Here is a 19919-nt window from a genome sequence, read left to right as displayed (position 1 = left end):
CGAAACGATGCCCTCCAGCGACAGCTTGCAGGCCGATTGCAGGATGGCGTCGCCGCCGCTCTCGAAATGCTCGACATAGCGGATCAGATTGCTCTTGCCTTTGCAGGCCTCCAGCAGCTTCTTCAAACGCTCCTTCCGCTCCTTGAGCGGCAGTGAACGAAGATCTTCAGCGCCGGCAAACAACAGATCGAACGCGAAGAAAACGAGATTGTCGGTCTTGCCGTCGGAAATCGCGGCCTGCAGCGTCGAGAAATTCGGCGCGCTGTTTTCATCGAGCGCAACGATTTCGCCGTCGATCAATCCATCCGGCAAGGCGCTGCCCGCTTTCGCAATCGCCTTGAACTTGTCGCTCCAGTCGAGCCCCTTGCGGGTCATCAGCGCGACCTTGCCATCCTCGATCCGCAACTGCACCCGGTAACCGTCGAATTTGATCTCATGGCACCAGCCATCTCCGCCGGGCGGACGATCGACCAGCGTGCAGAGCTGCGGCGGGACAAACTCCGGCACCCTCTTGCCCTTGGCCGGCTTTGACGGCGCTCGCGCCTTCGACGGTGGCGCCGCTGCCTTCTTGTTCGTGGCGCGCGTCTCGGCGGCATCGCCCCGGTTCGAATGCCACACCGCATCGGCCTTGCCGCGGCCGGCCTTCGCCAGCATGAACGGCCTTGGCGCCCTGCCCTTGCCCGCGGCGATCTGGTCCATCGATCGTCCTGACGCCACCGACTGATCGGCATCGAGGATGTCGTTGGCTTTGCCTTCCCTGGCAAATTCGTCGCGGTGCTTGATCAGCAGCCAGTTGGTGCGCTTGCCGCCATCGCGGTCGTGGCGCATCCGCACCAGCACCCAGCTTCCATGCAGCTTTTCGCCTTGCAGCGTGAATTTCAGATCGCCCTTCTTGAAGCCTTTTTCCGGGTCGTCAGATTCCCAGTAGCCGCGATCCCACAGTTGCACGGTGCCGCCGCCATACTGGTCGTGCGGAATGATCCCTTCGAAATCGCCGTAATCGAGCGGATGGTCTTCCACCTCCACCGCCAGCCGCTTGTCGTGCGGATCGAGCGAGGGCCCCTTGGTCACCGCCCAGGACTTGAAGACGCCGTCGAACTCCAGCCTGAGATCATAATGCAGCCGGGTCGCGTCATGCTTCTGGATGACAAAACGCCGCCGCTTCGATGGCGCGACCTCGGCTTCGCCCGAGGGCTCCGCGGTCTTCTCGAAATCGCGCATCTTCCGATAGGTGGACAAATTCTTCAGCGACACGATCAAATCCCGCGCGAACGCAATACCGGCCCGTCCGACACCTTAGAGCCTGGAACCAAAACCCTCAATTACCGTTCAAGTTCCCTGATGCGATTGCGCTGAATTCTCCTGCACACAAAACGGGTTGGAGATAAAACCATGGCCTCGCCGCGCGCCTACTGGAAAGGCTCCCTGAAACTTTCCCTCGTGTCCTGTCCGGTCCTGCTCTATCCGGCCTCGACCTCGGCCGAAAAAACCCGTTTCCACATGATCAACAAGGAGACCGGCAACCGGCTGAAGCAGCAGATGGTCGACTCCGAAACCGGCGATGTCGTCGAGAGCGAGCAGAAGGGCCGCGGTTACGAGCTGAAAAAAGGCGAGTATGTCGCGATCGAAAAGGAGGAACTGGAGGCGGTCCAGATCGACAGCAACCACACCATCGATATCGACAGTTTCGTGCCCCGGGACGAGATCGACAAGCGCTATCTCAACAACCCCTATTACATCGCGCCCGACGGCAAGTCCGGCGCCGACGCATTTGCCGTGATCCGCGACGCCATGAAGGACCAGGACCGCGTCGCGCTGGCGCGCATCGTGCTGACCAATCGCGAGCACATCCTCGCCATCGAGCCGCTCGGCAAGGGCCTGCTCGGCACCACGTTGCGCTTTCCCTATGAGCTGCGCGACGAGGCTGACTATTTCGGCGACATCAAGAGCCCCAAAATCTCGAAAGACATGATCGAACTGGCGAGCCACATCCTCGACAGCAAGGCCGCGCATTTCGATCCCTCGAAATTCAAGGACGAATATGAAACCGCATTGAAGTCGCTGGTGAAGCGCAAGGCCGCCGGCAAGCCGGTCAAGGCCGCCGAGCCGGAGGAGAAGCCTGACAACGTCATCAGCCTGATGGACGCGCTGAAGCAGAGCTTGAAGGGCAAGGGATCGGCGAAACGCGGCCGCCATGCCCCGACGCGCCGGGCGGCGCCCGGCCGCTCCGCCAAGAAAGCGCATCGCTCGGCCGCGCGGGCGCGCAAGGCGAGGTGAGCGAGAGGACATCGTTGGGCGCAGGAATAGCGACAATGTCGTGCCTGCGAACGCAGGGATTCATACGCCGCAGCCACCGGGTTCTGCCACGATGATGAACGACTGTTCTTCCCACTGCGACGGTGGTTTTAGGTTCCTGCGTTCGCAGGAACGACGATGGTGATTACTTCTTCGCGTTGCGCTTCTTCGCTTTCGTTTTCGCCGTCTTGCGCTTCGCGGCCTTCTTCGGGACCTTCTTGCCTTCGGCCCGCGCCTCGGAAAGACCGATCGCGATGGCCTGCTTGCGGCTCTTGACCTTCTTGCCGGAACGGCCGCTCTTCAGCGTCCCGGCCTTGCGCTTCTTCATCGCGCGCGCGACCTTGGCCGAGGCTTTCTTCGAATATTTTCGTGCCATGTGAATTCTTCCGGTTGCGGGAAATTAATCCTAGCGCGGCACGAAAGTTCCTGGGCGCAGCCGCCGGTGCCCCCGCCTATTCCGCCGCGACCAGCGCCTCGGCGCGCTGGGCGCGCACCGCGCAGAACTTGAATTCGGGAATCTTGCCGAACGGATCGAGCGCCGGGTTGGTCAGCAAATTGGCCGCCGCTTCCGCGTAGCAGAACGGCATGAACACCATGTTTTCCGGCACGTCGCGATCGGAGCGCACCTTGACCTCGACGGCGCCGCGGCGCGTTTCCAGCCGTATCCTGTCGCCGGGCCAGACGTTCAAGCGCCGCATGTCCTTCGGCGACATGAAGGCGACCGCCTCCGGCTCGATCTGGTCGAGCACCAGGGAGCGGCGCGTCATCGAGCCGGTGTGCCAGTGTTCGAGCACGCGTCCGGTCGAGAGCACCATCGGATACTCCGTGTCCGGCAGTTCGTCCGGCGGCAAGACACGCGCCGGCACGATCTTGCCGCGGCCGCTCACGGTCGGGAAACCCGTGGTGAAGATGATCTCGTTGCCGGGCAAATGCGGATCGTCGACCGGATAGGTCACCGCCCCCTCGCGCACCAGCCGCTCCCAGCTGATGTTCTTCAGCGAATGCATCACCTCTGTCATCTCGGTGAAGACATCGGCCGGGCCGCCGTAGTTCCAGGGAAGGCCCATGCGCTTGGCAATTTCCTGGATGATCCACAGATCCTGCCGCGCGTCGCCCGGCGGTTTTATCACTTCGCGCGCCAGTTGCACACGGCGGTCGGTATTGGTGAAACTGCCGGATTTTTCCGCGAACGCCGAGGCCGGCAGGATCACGTCGGCATGGAACGCGGTCTCGGTGACGAACAGATCCTGCACCACCAGGTGTTCCAGCATGGCCAGCGCACCGCGCGCATGCTGCAGATCAGGGTCGGACATCGCGGGGTTCTCGCCCTCGATATACATGCCGGTGATTTCGCCGGCATGGATCGCGTTCATGATCTCGACCACGGTGAGGCCGCGCACCGGATCGATCTCCTGATGCCAGAGTTTTTCGAAGGGTTCGCGCAGGTCGGTGCGCCCGACCGGCTGGTAGTCCGGCAAGAACATCGGGATCAGGCCGGCGTCGGAGGCGCCCTGAACGTTGTTCTGGCCGCGCAGCGGATGCAGCCCGGTACCGGGACGGCCGATCTGACCGGTGACCAGCGCCAGCGCGATCAGGCAGCGCGCATTGTCGGTGCCGTGGATGTGCTGGCTGATGCCCATGCCCCAGAAGATCAGCGAGGCGCGCGAGCGCGCATACATCCGCGCCACTTCCTTCAGGGTCTCGGCCGGAATGCCGCAGATCGGCTCCATCTTCTCCGGCGGAAAATCCTTGATGCGCTCCTTGAGCTCGTCGAAGCCTTCGGTGTAGCCGGCGATGTATTGCTGGTCGGTCAGCCCTTCGGTGATGATGGTGTGCAGCATCGCATTGAGCATCGCGACGTCGGCGCCGGGCTTGAACTGCAGATGCGTATGGGCATGGCGCGACAGCGACTGCCGCCGCGGATCCATCACGATCAGCCTGGCGCCCTTCTTCGCCGCGTTCTTGATGAAGGTCGCGGCGACCGGATGGTTCACGGTCGGATTGGCGCCGATCACGATGATGACTTCGGCGTCCATGGCGGCGGCGAACGGCGCCGATACCGCGCCGGAGTTGAGGCCTTCCATCAGCGCCGCCACCGACGAGGCGTGGCACAGCCGGGTGCAGTGATCGACGTTGTTGGAACCAAAACCGGTACGCACCAGTTTCTGGAACAGATAGGCTTCCTCGTTCGAGCCCTTGGCCGAGCCGAAGCCGGCCAGCGCCTTGACGCCCTTGTTGTCACGGATCCTGACGAGGCCTTGCGCGGCGATGTCCAGCGCCTCCTCCCAGGAGGCTTCGCGGAAATGCGTGAACGGATTGGCGGGATCGACCTGGTCGTTGGCGTCCTTCTTCGCATTCGCCAGCCGCACCAGCGGTTTGGTCAGGCGATGCGGATGATGGATGTAGTCGAAACCGAAGCGGCCCTTGACGCAGAGCCGGTTGTGATTGGCCGGGCCGTCGCGGCCCGCGGCATAGATGATCTTCTCGTCCTTGACTTCATAGGTGACCTGGCAGCCGACGCCGCAGAACGGGCATAGTGAATCGACCTTCTTGTCGGGATAGACGGTTCGGGTCTGGTTCTCGTCGAGCATCACCGATGGCATCAACGCGCCGGTCGGACAGGCCTGCACGCACTCGCCGCAGGCGACGCAGGTCGAGTCCCCCATCGGATCGTCGAAGTCGAACACGATCTTGGATTCATGGCTGCGATAGGCCATGCCGATCACGTCATTGACCTGGACCTCGCGGCAGGCGCGCACGCACAGGCCGCACTGGATACAGGAATCCAGGTTGACGCTCATCGCGGGATGACTTGAGTCACCATGCCAGCGTTCCGCCGCCGGAAAACGGCTTTCGGTCACCTCGATCTTTTCGGCCCAGTTCCAGAATTTCGAATCGGGATCGTGCGAGGTGGCGCGCGCCGGCTGGTCAGCGACCAGCAATTCCATCACCATCTTCTGCGCCGCGACCGCGCGCGCGCTTTCCGATTTCACCTTCATGCCGACGCTTGGCGTGCGCTTGCAGGACGCCGCCAGCACCCGCTCGCCCTCGATCTCCACCATGCAGGCGCGGCAATTGCCGTCGGGCCGGTAGTCCGGTTCGGGCGAATAGCACAAATGCGGAATCTCGCGGCCCTGCCGTTTCGCGACTTGCCAGATGGTCTCGCCGTTGATGGCCTCGACCTGTTGGCCGTCGAGTTCGAACTGGATTTTCGTCATTCCGCGGCTTCCTTCGGAAGGAACTCGTCAGGGAAATATTTGATCACGGTGGTGAGCGGATTCGAGGCCGCCTGGCCGAGACCGCAGATCGAGGCGTCGCGCATCGCCTGGCTCAGTTCGTCGAGCAATTCCCGGTTCCACACCGGCTTTTGCATCAGCAGCGCCGCCTTCTGGGTGCCGACGCGGCAGGGCGTGCACTGGCCGCAGCTCTCGTCCTCGAAGAAGCGCATCAAATTGAGCGCCGCCCCCTTCACGCTGTCGTGCTCGGACAGAATGATGACGGCGGCGGAACCGATGAAGCAGCCGTATTTTTCCAGCGTGCCGAAATCCAGCGGGATATCGTCCATCGCTGCCGGCAGGATGCCGCCGGAGGCACCGCCCGGCAGATAGGCGTGGAATTGATGTCCGTCGGCCATGCCGCCGCAGAATTCGTCGATCAGTTCGCGCACCGTCAGACCGGCGGGCGCGAGCTTCATGCCGGGATTTTTCACCCGCCCCGACACCGAATAGCTGCGCAGGCCGTGACGGTCGTTGCGGCCATGGCTCTGCCACCACTCCGCGCCCTTCTCGACGACGTCGCGGACCCACCACAGCGTCTCGATGTTGTTGATCAGCGTCGGCAGACCGAACAACCCGACCTGGAACGGGTATGGCGGCTTGTGCCTCGGCAACCCGCGCTTGCCCTCGATGCTCTCCAGCAGCGAGGATTCCTCGCCGCAGATATAGGCGCCGGCGCCGCGCCGCATGTGCAGCACCGGCCCGCCCGGCGGCAGCTTTGCAATTTCGCGTTCGAGAATTTCGCGGCTCGCCGGATATTCGTCGCGGAGGTAGATGTAGACATCGGGCGCTTCGACCACGCAGGCGCCGATCAGCATGCCCTCGATGAAGCGATGCGGGTCGGTTTCCAGATAGTAGCGATCCTTGAACGTGCCGGGCTCGCCCTCGTCGCCATTGATCGCCATCAGCCGCGGACCGGGCTCGCCGAGCACTGCGCGCCACTTTCGTCCCGTGGGAAATCCCGCGCCGCCGAGCCCGCGCAAGGAGGCGTCGTCGAGCGACTTCAGGAGATCTTCTTTTTTCAACTTGCCGGAACGCAGCCGATCGAGCAGTCCGTAGCCGCCGCCGGCAACATAGGCGTCGTAGTCGATGTATTTTGGCAGATGCGCATGGGTGTCGCCGGCCTTCGCGGCCGCCAGCACGTTCGCCACCGTGGCGTGATCGACGAAGTGATGGCCGACTTCGGCCGCCGGCGCGGTGTCGCAGCGGCCGACGCAGGGCGCGCGCACCACGCGAATGCCGGGGCCTGCCGTCGTCTGCAACTCCTGCAGCAATTTTTCCGCGCCCAGCATGGCGCAGGTCAGGGAATCGCAGACCCGGATGGTCAGCGGTGCGATATCGGCCTCGCCCTCCTTCACCACATCGAAATGCGCGTAAAAAGTCGCGGTCTCGAACACCTCGGCAAAGGCCAGCTTCATCTCGTCGGCGAGCGCGGCGAGGTGGGCCGCGGAAATCTGCCGGTACGTGTCCTGGATCAGGTGCAAATGCTCGATCAGGAGATCGCGCCGCCGCGGCCGGTCGCCGAGCAGAAGCGCAATCTCTTCAGCGGCCAACGGATCGATCTGGCGGCCCTTGGGGGTCGACTTGGCCCGCTTGCGGCCCTGGCCCGGATGTTCGAACGAGCGGACTGTCTGGACGTCGTGGTTCATCGAAGTTTCAATCCCGCTCTCGTTTCAGCGAACTCTAATTCCTGGCATACCACATGCCAAGGGCAAATTCAGGGAGAGCAAGGCCGGTGCTGCGGTCATTCCCACGCAACGGGGGCCATGCTGATCAGAACGAGAATCGATCCAAAGATCAATAAAGCCGTCCCGTGCATCGATAGGGAAAGCGTATCGATCAGAGATCGCTATCGATCGATACGGATTCGAAATAGACCTGTAGCCGACGCCGCTCAGCCGGCGAGCGTCGGTGCAACCGCGCGCGCGGTGTCAACCAATGCCGCGACCATCGGCGTCATCGGATCGCGCAACGGCACCACCAGTCCGATCCGGTAGGTCACTTTGGGATCGACAATCGGGATCGATCTGACGGCATCCGACAGGCCGAGGGTGTCGGCAAGCTTGGCCGGCATCACGCTGGCCCAGCGTCCGGTCTTCACATGGGTGTAGAGCACGATGATCGAGTTCGACGTCAAGGAGGGTTTCGCCTCCGTCCCCGCCTCCAGCAGCGCGCGGTCGATGATGCGGCGATTCTGCATGTCGGGCGTGAGCAGGCATAGCGGCACCTCTCCCACCTCCTTCCAGGTCACCTGATCGCGGTCCCCGAACTGGCTGTCCGGCGCGGTGATCAGGCGATAACTCTCGTCGTAGAGCGGGACGGAGCGCACCTTGCCGAGCGGCTCGTTGTCGAGATAGGTCAGCCCGGCATCGACCTCGAGATTTTCCAGCAATCCCAGCACTTCGATCGAGGTGCAGGACACGATGCGAAAGCGCACATCGGGGTGGCGGGCCCGAAACGGCGTGGTCAGCGATGCCACCATGCCCAGCACCGTCGGTATTGCCGCGATCCGGATCTCGCCTGACAGTCCGTCCTTCAGCGAATTGATTTCCTGGCGCATGCCGCGCACGTCGCCGACGATGCGCCGCGCCCAGTCCAGCGTGCGCTCCCCCTCGGGCGTGAAGCCGACGAAGCGCGAGCCGCGCTGTACCAGCATCACCCCCAGGATTTCCTCGAGTTGCTTCAGGCTGGTCGACATCGTCGGCTGGGTGACGCCGCAGGCTTCGGCGGCGCGGCCGAAATGCCGTTCCTTGGCCAGCGCCAGCAGGAGTTCGAGTTTGTCGATCAAGCCAAAGGTCCTGTCGAATTTCACCGCGCGGTGGGGCGCGATCGGTCCAGTTTTGCCAGCTTGGCCGCAGTAATGCCAGCGAGGTCTCCGCCCGGCCCGGCCCGGATCAGAAGATCCTGACCGCGCTTTGCAATGTCTTCCAGACGCCCCATCCCAGGGGTACCCCGACCATGGCCCAGAACAGCGCCGCCTGAACGTCGAGGCCGCCCTTGCCGATGCCGAAGGAACCGGGCTGTACCGCAGCCGCGCTGCCCGCACCCGCCGCCTGCAGCCTGGCAACCGCTTCAGTGCTCATGTGCCATTTGGGGTCGACCGGCCTGATCATGGCGTTGCAGATCAGGCCGATGACCAGCATGCCGCACAGGATGTACATGGTGGTGTTGTAGAGATGATCGCGCGGCACGCCGGCGGCGAGCTGCGCTTCGCGGATATAGTTCACCACCACAGGACCGATGATACCGGCGGTCGACCACGCCGTCAGCACCCTGCCGTGAATGGCGCCGACGAACTGGGTGCCGAACATGTCCGCGAGATAGGCCGGCACCGTGGCGAATCCGCCGCCATACATCGACAGGATGATGCAGAAGGCGCCGACAAACAGCAGGATTGAGCCCAGATTGGCGAAGGTCGGCGCCAGCGCATAGAGCGCGATGCCGAGGATAAAAAACGCGTAATAGGTATTCTTGCGGCCGATATAGTCCGACAGCGACGCCCAGAAGAAGCGGCCGCCGATATTGAACAGCGACAGCAGCCCGGTGAAGCCGGCGGCGATCACCGCGATGGCGGCCTGTTGCTCGGTCGAGAGCGCATCGAACCTGACGCCGGGCTGACCGATCAGCGAACCCGCGAAAATCTCCTGCAACATCGGCGACGCCATGCCGATCACGCCGATGCCGGCCGACACGTTCATGCACAGCACGATCCAGATCATCCAGAACTGCCTGGTCTTGTGCGCGTCGTTGAGATGGACGTTATGCTGCGAAATCATGGCGCTGGCCTTGCCGGACGGGGTCCAGCCGTCAGGACGCCAGCCGGCCGGCGGAACGCGGTAGCGGAACGCGCCGATCATCATGAAGCCAAAATAGACCGCCGCGAGGGCGACGAAGGTTTCCCAGGCACCGACCGAATTCGGCGTCTCGAAATAGTTCATCAGGAGATCGGCGAGCGGCGCGCCGATCATGGCGCCGCCGCCGAAGCCCATGATCGCCATGCCGGTCGCCATGCCGCGGCGATCGGGAAACCATTTTACCAGGGTCGACACCGGAGAGATGTAACCGATGCCGAGGCCGATACCGCCGATCACGCCGCAGCCGAGCCACAACAGCCAGAGCTGATGCAGGTAGATGCCGAAAGCGCCGATCAGGAGGCCCCCGACCCAGCACAAGGCGGCGACAAAACCGGCCTTGCGCGGGCCGGAGCGTTCGAGCCAACCGCCCCAGATCGCCGCGGAAACGCCTAGCAGCACGAAGAACAGCGTATACATCCAGCCCATGCTGGCGACGCGCCAGTCGCAGGTGGTGGTGAACAGCTCCTGCAGCAGCGACATCTCGGGACAGGCCTTCGGCGCGTCGATACCGAGGGCGCGCGACAGCGGCAGCCAGAACACGCTGAAGCCGTAGGCCATGCCGATGCACAGGTGAATGCAGAGCGCCGCCGGCGGCACCAGCCAGCGATTGAACCCGGCCGTCGCAATCGTCCGCTCGCGATCGAGAATGCCGGCCACGCTGTCTTTCCTCGTGCCGTTCCGGGCGACTGCAGCCATTCGTTCTCTCCGAATCGGACCCTGTTCTATCTGGCCCAGTTGAAGAGAAAGGGAATTGACAAAGATCAGAACCTGCCGGACCGGCTCAGTCCGCCGCGGCGCCGGCCTTCTCGATCAGGAACACGATCCGTTTCTCGGTACGCTCCGATATCTCGACCTTGTCGCCGGTCTCCCGGATCAGGTTCGGGATATCGATCACCGATAGCGGATCGGTGCAGTGAACTTCCAGGAAGTCGCCGGGTTTCACGGACTTCAGCGCCTTGCGCGTTTTCAGCGCCGGCAACGGACATTTCAGGCCGGTGAGATCGAGTGTTGTCTGGGTCATGCGGCGAACATGGCGAAGCGGGCTCGCATCGTCAACGACACAGTGCGCAGGTGGGCAAAGCGCAGCGCGCCCACCCTTTCATGCTGACTGCGCTGCGAAATGGTGGGCACGGCGCCAGGGCGCCTTTGCCCACCCTCATCACATCAGACTCGCATAGCTGAGAAACCCGACCATCTGGCCCGGTTCGACCGCGATAATCTCCTCGCCGAGTTCGACCAGCCCGTCGGTATCGACCAGCGACGACAGCAATCCCGCGCCCTCGCGCGGAAATTTCGACGCTTCGAGCACTCCGTCGTCGCCCTTGCGCAAGTTCACCCGGACATATTCGCGGCGGCCGATTTTCTTCCTGTAGGCGAAGGCGGAGCGGACCGGCATCGGCACCAATGGCTGCTGGCTGGCGCCCATCAAAGCCAGCGCGGTCGGCCGCACCACATGGACGAAGGTGACAAAACTCGCCACCGGGTTGCCCGGCAGTCCGATCAGCGGCGTGCCGTCGATGATGCCCATGGCGACGGGACGGCCGGGCTTGATCGCCATCCGCCACAGCACCAGGGTACCCGAGCTTTCAACGCTGGCCTTGACGTGATCCTCTTCGCCGGTGGAGACGCCGCCGGTGGTCAGGATCAGATCATGGACGCCTGCGACCTTCTTCAGGCCATCCGCCATTGCGGCGCGATCATCCCGGATGATGCCGAGATCGCTGACCTCGCAACCGAGCCGCGCCAGCATCGCCGTCAGCATGAACCGGTTGGAATCGAACAGTTGCGAGGCCGCACGCGGGCTGCCCGGCGAAACCAGTTCGTTGCCGGTCGAGAACACCGCGACGCGAAGCCGCCTGCGCACATCGACATGGGTCAGGCCGAAGGCGGCGGCGAGCGCGATATCCTGCGGCCGCAGGCGGCTCCCTTTCCTGAGCGCGGCATGGCCAAACGCGATGTCTTCACCGGCGGGACGCACATTGGCGCCGGGCTTCAAGCCCGCCGGGAGCACCACCTGGCCGGCATCGTCGATACGGACATCCTCCTGCATGAACACGGTATCGGTGCCGTCAGGCATCGGCGCGCCGGTAAAGATCCGTACGGCCTGGCCGGGCTGGATCGCCCCGGTGGCCGAGCCGCCGGCCTGAACGCGACCAGCGATCCGGAACGCCTTCTCCTCATTTCGCGGCAGATCGCCGCCGCGCACCGCATAGCCATCGACGGCGGAATTGGTGAAGGGCGGCAGCGGCAGCGGCGCCCTGACATCGCGGGCGAGAATGCGACCATCGGCTTCGCCGAGCGCAATCGCGTTGACCTCAGGTACCGCGGTCACCCGCGCGGCAATGATGCCAACGGCTTCATCGACCGACATCATCGGCCCGCCAAAGGCGAAGCAATCGTCGGACAGTTGCGCCATCAGACTTCCTAGCTTTCGATCACGCTTGCAGCCGGCACATCATCGACTGAAATCGCTAACTTCCGCATCATAGCGGCGATCGCCGGGATGTCATCGAGATGAACCACCGGCAGCGTGGTTTTCACCTCCGTGTCGGTGGCGATACCTGATATCGCGGGATCGTCGGGGAACAGCAGCGGCTTGCCATTGGCCAGCCGATGCACCTCGATCTTGCGATGCGGCTCGGACTTGAAGCCCTCGACCACGACGAGATCGACCCGCGACAGCTTTGCCAGCAATTCCGGCAGCCGCGGCTCTGGAGCGCCCCGCAACTCGCGCATCAGGGCCCATCGTTTGCCGGAAGACACCAGCACCTCGGCGGCCCCCGCCTCGCGGTGCCGCCAGGAATCCTTGCCGGGAACGTCGATATCGAACGCATGATGGGCGTGCTTGATCACGGAAACGCGCAGCCCCTCGCCGAGCCAATGCGGGATGACCCGCGTCAGCAAGGTGGTCTTGCCGGCGCCGCTCCACCCGGCGAGGCCAATCACTTTCATTTTATTCTCCGCTGCGGCCCGAAACCCGCATCCCTCACCGTCATTGCGAGGAGCGAGCGACGAAGCAATCCATACTTTCCGCGTGGCTATGGATTGCTTCGCTGCGCTCGCAATGACGTGGTCAGGCCTGATTTCGCTTCTCTCAGGAGATGCTTTATATCGGCCAATCCCGAATGTCATGCTAGCCTGCCGACCATGATGAAGATCGACAAAGCGCCCATCCCCCTGATCGTCCCTGACCCTGCCGATCCCCGGCTGACCGAACGCGTCGCCGGGACCGACCATACCGGGGCTGCCGTCGAGATCAACGTCCCGGTCGAACGGCCGCTGACGCTGTATTTGAACGCGCAGGAGATCGTCACCATGATGACGATCGGCGATTATCCGGAATATCTGGCGCTCGGCTACCTGCTCAACCAGAACATGCTGAAATACGACGACGTCGTCACCGAGGTCGAATATGACGACGATCTGCAGGTGGTGGTGGTTCGCACCGAGCACCACACCAATTTCGAAGCCAAGCTGAAAAAGCGCACGCAAACCTCGGGCTGCGCCCAGGGCACCGCATTCGGCGACCTGCTGGAAGCCGTGGAAAGCGTGGCGCTTCCGAAGGCGGAGCTACGTACCTCCTGGCTCTACCAGATGACGCACGCCATCAACACCATGCCCTCGCTCTATCTGGAAGCCGGCGCGATCCATGGCTGCGTGCTGTGCAAAGAAGGCGAGCCGGTCTGCTACACCGAGGACGTCGGCCGTCACAACGCGGTCGACAAGATCGCGGGCTGGATGTTCCGCCACGGCGTCGATCCCGCCGACAAGATCTTGTACACCACGGGGCGGCTGACTTCCGAAATGGTGATCAAGACGGTGCGGATGGGAATTCCCATCCTGGTGTCGCGTTCGGGTTTTACCGCCTGGGGCGTCGATCTCGCGCGACAGGTCGGGCTGACGCTGGTCGGCCGCGCCAAGGGCAAGCGCTTCATCGCGCTGGCGGGCCAGGAGCGCATCGTCTACGACCAGAACCTCGCTTTCGTCGCGGAGGAATCCGCGCGTCACAGGCGCAAGGGCGGTGAAAGTGAAGATTGAAGCGACGTCAAGCGACGCGCCGGCGACGTCAAGCGACGCGCCGGAAACACCCGGCGTGCTGCTCGCCGGCGGTCTCGCGCGGCGAATGGGCGGCGGCGACAAGCCGATGCGCCAGATCGGCGGCCGGACGATTCTGGATCGCGTGATCGCGCGCCTGAAGCCGCAATGCGACGGGCTGATCCTCAACGCCAATGGCGATCCGGCGCGTTTTGCCGCGTTCGGGCTGCCGGTGATACCGGACGGTGTCACGGATTTTCCGGGTCCGCTTGCCGGTATTCTGGCGGCGCTCGACTGGGCCGCGGCCAACCGGGCCGGCATTGCGTGGGTGCTGAGCGCCGCGGCGGATTGCCCGTTCCTGCCACGCGATCTGGTGGCGCGCCTGCATGCGGCGCGGGCCGAGCAGGACGCGCAGCTCGCGGTGGCGGCTTCCGACGGCCAGTCGCATCCGGTGATCGGACTATGGAGCGTGGCCTTGCGCGAAGAACTTCGCCACGCCCTGGTGGTGGAAGACATCCGCAAGATCGACCGCTGGACCGCGCGCTACAAGATGGCGACGGTGGAATGGCAGGTCGATGAACTCGATCCCTTCTTCAACGCCAACACCATGGATGACATCGCCGAGGCTGAACGATTGGCGGCGCTGGACGGGGGCTGATGCATTGAACCCAGTCACGATTGGCAGCGACCACTGGGCCAGGAAATGGTTCCCGTCAGCCTCCAGGCGTTCCGATGATCGAGTTTCTTGGGAATATTCTGGTCTCCATCGCCCGCGCGATCGATTTCGCGCTGGATATTGAAGCTTCGATCTCGCGGATGCTCCGGTCTGCCCGGTGGGTGACGGGCAGCGATGCAATTCTCGGGGTGCCGCCCGGCCACAGAATCCTTTCGCCCGCGGCCCAGCGCGCGCTCGCCGAGGCCGAGCAGCGCCACCCGATCCGCCTGTGACAATCGCGCTTTCCATTGCCGTCCCTTGGTCCATACTTGCCCGAACTGGTTGAAGCAGGCGACCGACAAGGATTTTGCGATGACCATCAGGCCCGATCTGAACGGCCGCGTTGCCCCGCTGGGTCGGATGGGACAGGCGCACGAAGTGGCGCAGGCGGTGCTGATGGTACTCGGGAATGACTACATGACCGGACAGACCATCATGCTGAACGGCGGCATGGCGTTTGTGTGAAGGAGGCGAGACGCCACGCAAGCGCGCGGCTCCTCGGGGTGACGGCTACTGGTGGTGACGCATCAAGCCGGCCGGAATCCCGCCCCCGTCAGCGCCGCTCGCCCGTCCTCCGACGCCAGCGCCGCCAAAAACGCCTGCACCGCAGGCCTCTGCTTGCGCGCCGTCACCAGTGCGAAATCATAATGCTCTTCGGCGAACGGAATGAACCCGAGGCCCGCGGCATGGGCGACCGGCGCGATCGTCATGCCCCAGTCGGCGCGGCCCTGCGCGACGGCGGCGGCGACCGCGTTATGCGAGCGCGGCTGGTTCCAGTAGCCGTCGGGCCTGCTATCGGCGAGCAACCGGTCGATCAGGATGCGGGTGCCGGCACCCTGGTTGCGGTTGACCATGATGCAGACGGGATCGGCCAGCGCCGCGCGCACCGCGTCCTGCGCGCTCAGGCCTTCGAAACGTGAGTCGCCCGCACGAAACACGATGCCCTGCATCCGACGCCAACCCGGCACCAGTTCGAGACCATCCGCGAGATACGGCGTGTTGTAGCTCTCGGTCTTTTCATCGAACAGATGGATCGGGGCAAAATCGCATTCGCCGCGCCTGGCCGCGGCGAGGCCGCCGAGGCTGCCGACCGCGATCGAACGCACCACGAGGCCCGCGCGCGCCAGCGGCGCGGTGACGAGATCGAGCCCGGTGCAGTGGCTGCCGACAATGACGAGATCCGGCACCCGCACATGCGGCGTGAACAGCGTGACTTCGGCGTCGGTGCCAGCCGGCATCTGGTCGGCCAGCGCATCGATCTTCAAGAATCCGTCGGCCTGCGCGAACGAGGTGATGGCGCCAGATCCCTTGCCGGAAGGATAGGCGATCAGACCGCCATCGCCCTCGACCAGCGACACCATGACGAATTCGGTGCGGCCGAGTTCACTGGCAATCCGTACCGGGACTTTCGCGAACACCCTGGCATCGGAACGCGGCGGCAGGCCCGCCATGCGGCGCAGCACCGGCACGATCATGTCGTGAAACGTGAACATCGCCGAGGTCGGAAATCCCGGCAGGATCACCACCGGCTTGCCGTCGCAAACCGCCAGGCACAGCGGTTTTCCGGGCTTCAGCGCGACGCCATGGGCGATGATGCCGGGTTTTCCGAGCCGCGCGATGATGCGATGCGACAGGTCGCCGGCGCCCTTCGAGGTGCCGCCCGACAGCACCAGCATGTCGCTGGAGTCGAGCGCCGCGCGCATCGCGGCGTCGAGTTTTGCCTCGTCATCGGCAATGGCGCCGAGAAACACCGCTTCACCGCCGTTCTCGGAGATCGCCGCGGTGACGACGGCGCCGTTGGTATCGTAGATCTCGGCCGGCCGCAGCGCCTTGCCCGGCTGCACCAATTCGTCACCGGTGGACATGACCGCGACGCGCGGCCGACGCACAACCGGCACCTGCGCGACACCGCAAGCCGCCAGCATGCCGATTTCGCGCGAGCCGATCACGGTGCCGGCGCGCAACAGATTCTCGCCGCGCGCGATGTCGGAGCCCGCATAGGAGACGAACTGCCCGGGCGAAGCGGCGCGACGAATCTCGATCGCGCGCGGGCCGGCGGGCTGGGTGTGCTCGACCATGACGATGGCGTCGGCGCCGCGCGGCACCGGGCCGCCGGTGGCAATCGACGTCGCGGTGCCCGACAGCACCGACCGCGTCGGTGCGACGCCGCAGGCGATCACTTCATCGTTGAGCATCAGCCGCGTCGGCGTCGCCTCGCCCGAGGAGGCGAGATCGGCGGAGCGCACCGCAAAGCCGTCGACATTGGAGCGATCGAACGGCGGTACGTCGATCGGCGCCACAATATCCTCAGCCAGCGCGCAGCCGAGCACGTCGGCCAGCGGCCGTTGCTCAGCGGGAACAGGGCGCGGGAACAGCGCGGCTTCGAAGCGCGCCAAGGCTTCTTCTCGCGACAGGATGATCAGGAACTGGTCCTGCTCGAGATTTTCCCGGTTTTTCGGTTGTTGCGTGTTGGTCATGCCGGAATTCATATCAGTCCCGCAGCATATAGCCATCGACCGGCTCGCCCGCTGCAAAACCTTCGGCGCCGCCTGGCACCGCCAGCCATGCCTCGGCGCGGGCAATGGCGTCAAGCGAGAGGTCGCCGACCGCCAGCGTGACCCAGGCGCCCTGCTTTCGCCGCAGCAGCGCGATTTCGGCGATGCCGACGCCGGAGGCGATCTTGCGTTGCAGCGGCAAATTAAATGATTTGCGCGGCCGGCGGCCCGACAGAAGGTCCAGCACAGGAAGCGCCAACGTCCACCACGCCGCGAACGCCTGATCCGGCGCGCCCTGCAGCGCAATGACCGGCGTTTTTTCGATTCGGGCGACCGCGGTGGTACGGCCGGGCTGCAGCGCGATGCCATGCGCGATCACCTCGCCACGCTGCGCCAGCGCGCTCACCGTCGCATCGCTGCGGCCGACGCCGCTGCCGCCGATTGTGAGCAGCAGGTCGCAGCCTTTCGTATCGATCGCCCTGGCAATGGAGTCGGCGTCGCGGCCAACGGCCTCTACGCAGGTGACATCGGCGCCGGCCTTGCGGGCGCTCTCCGCGATCAGCTGCGCCGTCACCGCCGCGCCTGCGGCGGGAATGTTCACGACGCCGACACGCGGCCGGCGCACACTCAGTCCCGTCAGTCCCGCCGCGCGCGCGATCAGGAGATCGCGCGGCAGCACGCGCCGCCCGGCCTCGACGACTCTGGTTCCGCCGGCGATATCGGCCCCAGCCCGGCGAACGCCCTGCCCCGGTATCGCCTCCGCCAGCACCTGCACCAGCGGTCCAGTCCGATCGACCGAATCGGAATCCAGCACGCAGTCGCAGGTCTCCGGCATGGCGTCGCCGGCTTCGACCCATACCGGCGGTATCGTCAGCGGCAGTGGCGAATAGGACGACGCGCCGACGAGATCGTTGGCGCGCATCGCCCACCCGTCGGCGGCGGCGACGTCATGCGGCGGATGCGGCTTGAGCGGTGACATGTCGGCCGCGATGCAGCCGAGGGCTTCGGTCAGCGGAAGTCCTATCGGTGGGACCGGAGCAAGGTCGCGCAACAACGCCGCGAGCGCGACGTCGAGCGGAGTAAGCGACGAAGGTAGGCGTTGGGATGAAATCATGCGACGATGGTGGACCAGACATCGTTGCTTTGGCAACCGCGCCGCTTCACCGTCCCCTAGACGGGCGAGGGTGAGATGCCGCGCCCGCTCCTATCTCAACTCCCCTTCTTCTCCGCATTCGGGAAAAACAGTTGCTGGCCGTCGATCTTGTAGGCGGCGATCGCGGCCTGGCCTTCCGTGGAGACCAGCCAATCGACAAAAGACTGGCCGAATTCCTTCTTCACTGAGGGAAATTTTTCCGGGTTCACCAGCATGACGCCGTACTGGTTGAACAGCCGCCGGTCGCCCTCGACGGCGATCTCGAGTTCGCCACGGTTCTTGAAGGATATCCAGGTGCCGCGGTCGGCCAGCACATAGCCGCTCATGGCGCCCGCGGTGTTGAGCGCCGGTCCCATGCCCTGCCCGATCTCGCGGTACCACGGGCCTTTTGTCGCCGCGATATCGACGCCGGCCACTTTCCACAGCGCCAGTTCGGCCGAATGCGTGCCAGATTTGTCGCCGCGCGAGACGAACGGCGCGGCCCTGGTCTGGATCGCCTTCAGCGCAGTCTCGATGTCCTTGCCCTTGACGCCGGCGGGATCACTCTTCGGCCCGATCAGGATAAAGTCGTTGTACATCACGTCGAAACGCTTCACCCCGAACCCGTCGGCGACGAATTTTTCCTCCTGCGCCTTGGCGTGGACGAACACCACGTCGGCATCGCCGCGCCGCGCGGTTTCGAGCGCCTGGCCGGTGCCCTGCGCGATCACCTTCACGTCGATGTTGGCTTTGGCCTTGAACAGCGGCAGCAGATAGCCGAACAGCCCGGAATCCTGCGTCGATGTGGTCGACGCCACCACGATCGAGCGATCCTGCGCGCTTACCGGCGCAAGACCGGCGAGGACGCCGAATACGAGGGCTGATGCGAGCGATAAAAAGCGAGACGGCATGGGCTGCTCCTGTTGTCGAAAATCAGATCACGAGATCGCCGCGCAGAAAGGCGGCGGCCTCCGGGGTGGTCGGGTGGTCGAGAAAGCCAGCGGCAGGGGCGCGCTCGCATAACGCGCCGCGCACCATGAACATCACTTCGCCCGCGAGCCTTCGCACCTGGCCGAGATCATGCGAGGCCATCACGATCTTGATGCCGGATTGCGCCGCCATCAGCACGAGCTCCTCGACGCCGCGGGTCGCGGCGGGATCGAGGCTGGCGGTGGGTTCGTCGAGCAGCAGGATTTCGGGATCGCGCGCCAGCGCGCGGGCCAGCGCGAGGCGCTGCTGTTCGCCGCCTGAGAGCTTTCGCGCCGGGCGCTGCGCGAGATCGAACAGCCCGACGCGTTCCAGCAAGGCTGAGACACGCGCCGGGCGCTCGCCGCGCGGTGTGCCGGCCTGCGCCAGCGCATAGGCGACATTGGCGGCGGCGGTTCGACGCAGCATGACCGGGCGTTGAAACAGGATGGCGCGCCGCACCGGCTTGCTCTCGGTCCGGCCGCCCCAGCTGACACGGCCTGTCGTCGGCGCCGTGAGCCCCATCAGCAGCCGCAGCAGACTGGTCTTGCCCGATCCGTTCGGCCCGACGATCAGCGTCGGCGCGCCCGGCGTGATGGAAAGACTCAAGCGGTCGAGGATAGTGGTGGCGCCTATCTGCAGCGAGACGCCGTCGAGAACCAGGGGAAGATCGCTGACGGTTGCGCGCATCGTCAGCCCGCCTGCCGTTCGGACCAGACCCGCGTTCCCCAGGCCGCGGCGTTGATCGCCAGCACAATCGCGACCAGCACGAGGCCCAGCCCCATCGCCAGCGGCAGATTGCCCTTGGAGGTCTCCAGCGCCACCGCCGTGGTCATGGTGCGGGTAAAGCCGTCGATATTGCCGCCGACGATCATGACCGCGCCGACCTCGGCGGCGGCGCGACCGAAACCCGCCAGCAACGCGGTGAGCAGGCTGAAGCGCGCATCCCATAACAGGGTCGTCATGCGGCCGGTCTGGCTGACGTCCATCGCGGTCAGTTCGTCGCGATACTCGGCCCAGAGATCCTCGATGGTCTGGCGCGTCAGCGCCGCGATGATCGGCACGATCAGGATGGTCTGGGCGATCACCATCGCCGTCGGCGTGAACAGGATGCCCATCGATCCGAGCGGCCCGGATCGCGACAGCAGCAGA

Annotated in this window: 18 protein-coding genes and 1 pseudogene; 5 read left to right on the top strand and 14 right to left on the bottom strand. The window is 64.7% G+C overall.

The genetic code is table 11. The features are described 5' to 3' along the window. The coding region (locus tag Q8N40_RS16485; protein ID WP_371135726.1) for a DNA polymerase ligase N-terminal domain-containing protein at window positions 1-1221 on the bottom strand (1221 nt) is incomplete at its 3' end. A 171-nt stretch (window positions 1222-1392) separates the two neighbouring features. Here Q8N40_RS16485 and Q8N40_RS16480 point away from each other — a divergent pair. Beyond that, window positions 1393-2277 carry a Ku protein gene (locus Q8N40_RS16480; RefSeq protein WP_305712561.1) on the top strand — a complete coding sequence of 295 codons (885 nt, stop codon included), beginning with the start codon at window positions 1393-1395 and terminating at the stop codon, window positions 2275-2277. Between the two features lie 166 nt (window positions 2278-2443). On the opposite strand, the pseudogene Q8N40_RS16475 reads toward Q8N40_RS16480, so the two are convergent. The 8 genes and pseudogenes from Q8N40_RS16475 to mobB form a co-directional block, all read right to left on the bottom strand. Beyond that, window positions 2444-2671 (bottom strand): annotated as a pseudogene (locus Q8N40_RS16475) (DUF6496 domain-containing protein); the annotation flags it as partial. Window positions 2672-2747: 76 nt separating this feature from the next. Continuing rightward, window positions 2748-5513: a formate dehydrogenase subunit alpha gene (gene fdhF / locus Q8N40_RS16470; protein ID WP_305712560.1), complete on the bottom strand. Its 2766-nt coding sequence runs from the start codon at window positions 5511-5513 to the stop codon at window positions 2748-2750. Next, window positions 5510-7219: an NADH-ubiquinone oxidoreductase-F iron-sulfur binding region domain-containing protein gene (locus tag Q8N40_RS16465; protein WP_305712559.1), complete on the bottom strand. Its 1710-nt coding sequence runs from the start codon at window positions 7217-7219 to the stop codon at window positions 5510-5512. The genes fdhF and Q8N40_RS16465 overlap by 4 nt, the downstream gene beginning before the upstream one ends. A 245-nt stretch (window positions 7220-7464) precedes the next feature. After that, window positions 7465-8358 (bottom strand): LysR family transcriptional regulator, encoded by an 894-nt coding sequence (locus tag Q8N40_RS16460; protein ID WP_305712558.1) that lies wholly within the window; start codon window positions 8356-8358, stop codon window positions 7465-7467. 106 nt (window positions 8359-8464) lie between these two features. Further along, entirely contained in the window at window positions 8465-10120 is a 1656-nt protein-coding gene (locus Q8N40_RS16455) for an OFA family MFS transporter (RefSeq protein ID WP_305712557.1), read from the bottom strand. 85 nt (window positions 10121-10205) lie between these two features. Beyond that, window positions 10206-10445, bottom strand: a complete 240-nt coding sequence (locus tag Q8N40_RS16450; protein ID WP_305319387.1) for a sulfurtransferase TusA family protein — start codon at window positions 10443-10445, stop codon at window positions 10206-10208. Window positions 10446-10583: 138 nt separating this feature from the next. Continuing rightward, window positions 10584-11840, bottom strand: a complete 1257-nt coding sequence (gene glp / locus Q8N40_RS16445; protein ID WP_305712556.1) for a gephyrin-like molybdotransferase Glp — start codon at window positions 11838-11840, stop codon at window positions 10584-10586. A gap of 8 nt (window positions 11841-11848) precedes the next feature. Next, window positions 11849-12376 (bottom strand): molybdopterin-guanine dinucleotide biosynthesis protein B, encoded by a 528-nt coding sequence (gene mobB / locus Q8N40_RS16440; protein ID WP_305319385.1) that lies wholly within the window; start codon window positions 12374-12376, stop codon window positions 11849-11851. 195 nt (window positions 12377-12571) lie between these two features. On the opposite strand from mobB, the gene fdhD reads away from it, so the two are divergent. The 4 genes from fdhD to Q8N40_RS16420 all read left to right on the top strand — a co-directional run bounded on the left by fdhD (window position 12572) and on the right by Q8N40_RS16420 (window position 14639). After that, window positions 12572-13462 carry a formate dehydrogenase accessory sulfurtransferase FdhD gene (fdhD, locus tag Q8N40_RS16435; protein WP_305319384.1) on the top strand — a complete coding sequence of 297 codons (891 nt, stop codon included), beginning with the start codon at window positions 12572-12574 and terminating at the stop codon, window positions 13460-13462. Then, complete coding sequence (gene mobA / locus Q8N40_RS16430; protein WP_371135725.1) at window positions 13452-14117, top strand: molybdenum cofactor guanylyltransferase MobA; 666 nt, start codon at window positions 13452-13454, stop codon at window positions 14115-14117. Before fdhD ends, mobA begins: the two co-directional genes overlap by 11 nt. 74 nt (window positions 14118-14191) lie before the next feature. Beyond that, entirely contained in the window at window positions 14192-14407 is a 216-nt protein-coding gene (locus tag Q8N40_RS16425) for a hypothetical protein (protein ID WP_305319383.1), read from the top strand. Between the two features lie 79 nt (window positions 14408-14486). Beyond that, entirely contained in the window at window positions 14487-14639 is a 153-nt protein-coding gene (locus Q8N40_RS16420; RefSeq protein ID WP_305712555.1) for an SDR family oxidoreductase, read from the top strand. 62 nt (window positions 14640-14701) lie between these two features. Here the strand turns inward: Q8N40_RS16420 and Q8N40_RS16415 are convergent, their stop codons facing one another. The 5 genes from Q8N40_RS16415 to Q8N40_RS16395 all read right to left on the bottom strand — a co-directional run. Further along, complete coding sequence (locus Q8N40_RS16415) at window positions 14702-16663, bottom strand: molybdopterin biosynthesis protein (RefSeq protein ID WP_371135724.1); 1962 nt, start codon at window positions 16661-16663, stop codon at window positions 14702-14704. A gap of 1 nt (window position 16664) precedes the next feature. Continuing rightward, a complete protein-coding gene (locus Q8N40_RS16410) occupies window positions 16665-17783 on the bottom strand; it encodes a molybdopterin-binding protein (protein WP_305712553.1) in 1119 nt (372 codons plus the stop codon). Window positions 17784-17878: 95 nt separating this feature from the next. Next, window positions 17879-18712: a substrate-binding domain-containing protein gene (locus tag Q8N40_RS16405; RefSeq protein WP_305712552.1), complete on the bottom strand. Its 834-nt coding sequence runs from the start codon at window positions 18710-18712 to the stop codon at window positions 17879-17881. 22 nt (window positions 18713-18734) lie between these two features. Continuing rightward, window positions 18735-19457, bottom strand: coding sequence for an ATP-binding cassette domain-containing protein (locus Q8N40_RS16400; protein WP_305712551.1), 723 nt, complete (start codon window positions 19455-19457; stop codon window positions 18735-18737). Between the two features lie 2 nt (window positions 19458-19459). Next, on the bottom strand, window positions 19460-19919 hold a 460-nt coding region (locus tag Q8N40_RS16395), incomplete at its 5' end, for an ABC transporter permease (protein WP_305712550.1).

Source organism: Bradyrhizobium sp. (assembly GCF_030693485.1).
Lineage (GTDB): Bacteria > Pseudomonadota > Alphaproteobacteria > Rhizobiales > Xanthobacteraceae > Bradyrhizobium.
Note: the sequence above shows the minus strand (reverse complement) of the source record. Positions and strands in the feature narration are given on the sequence as shown.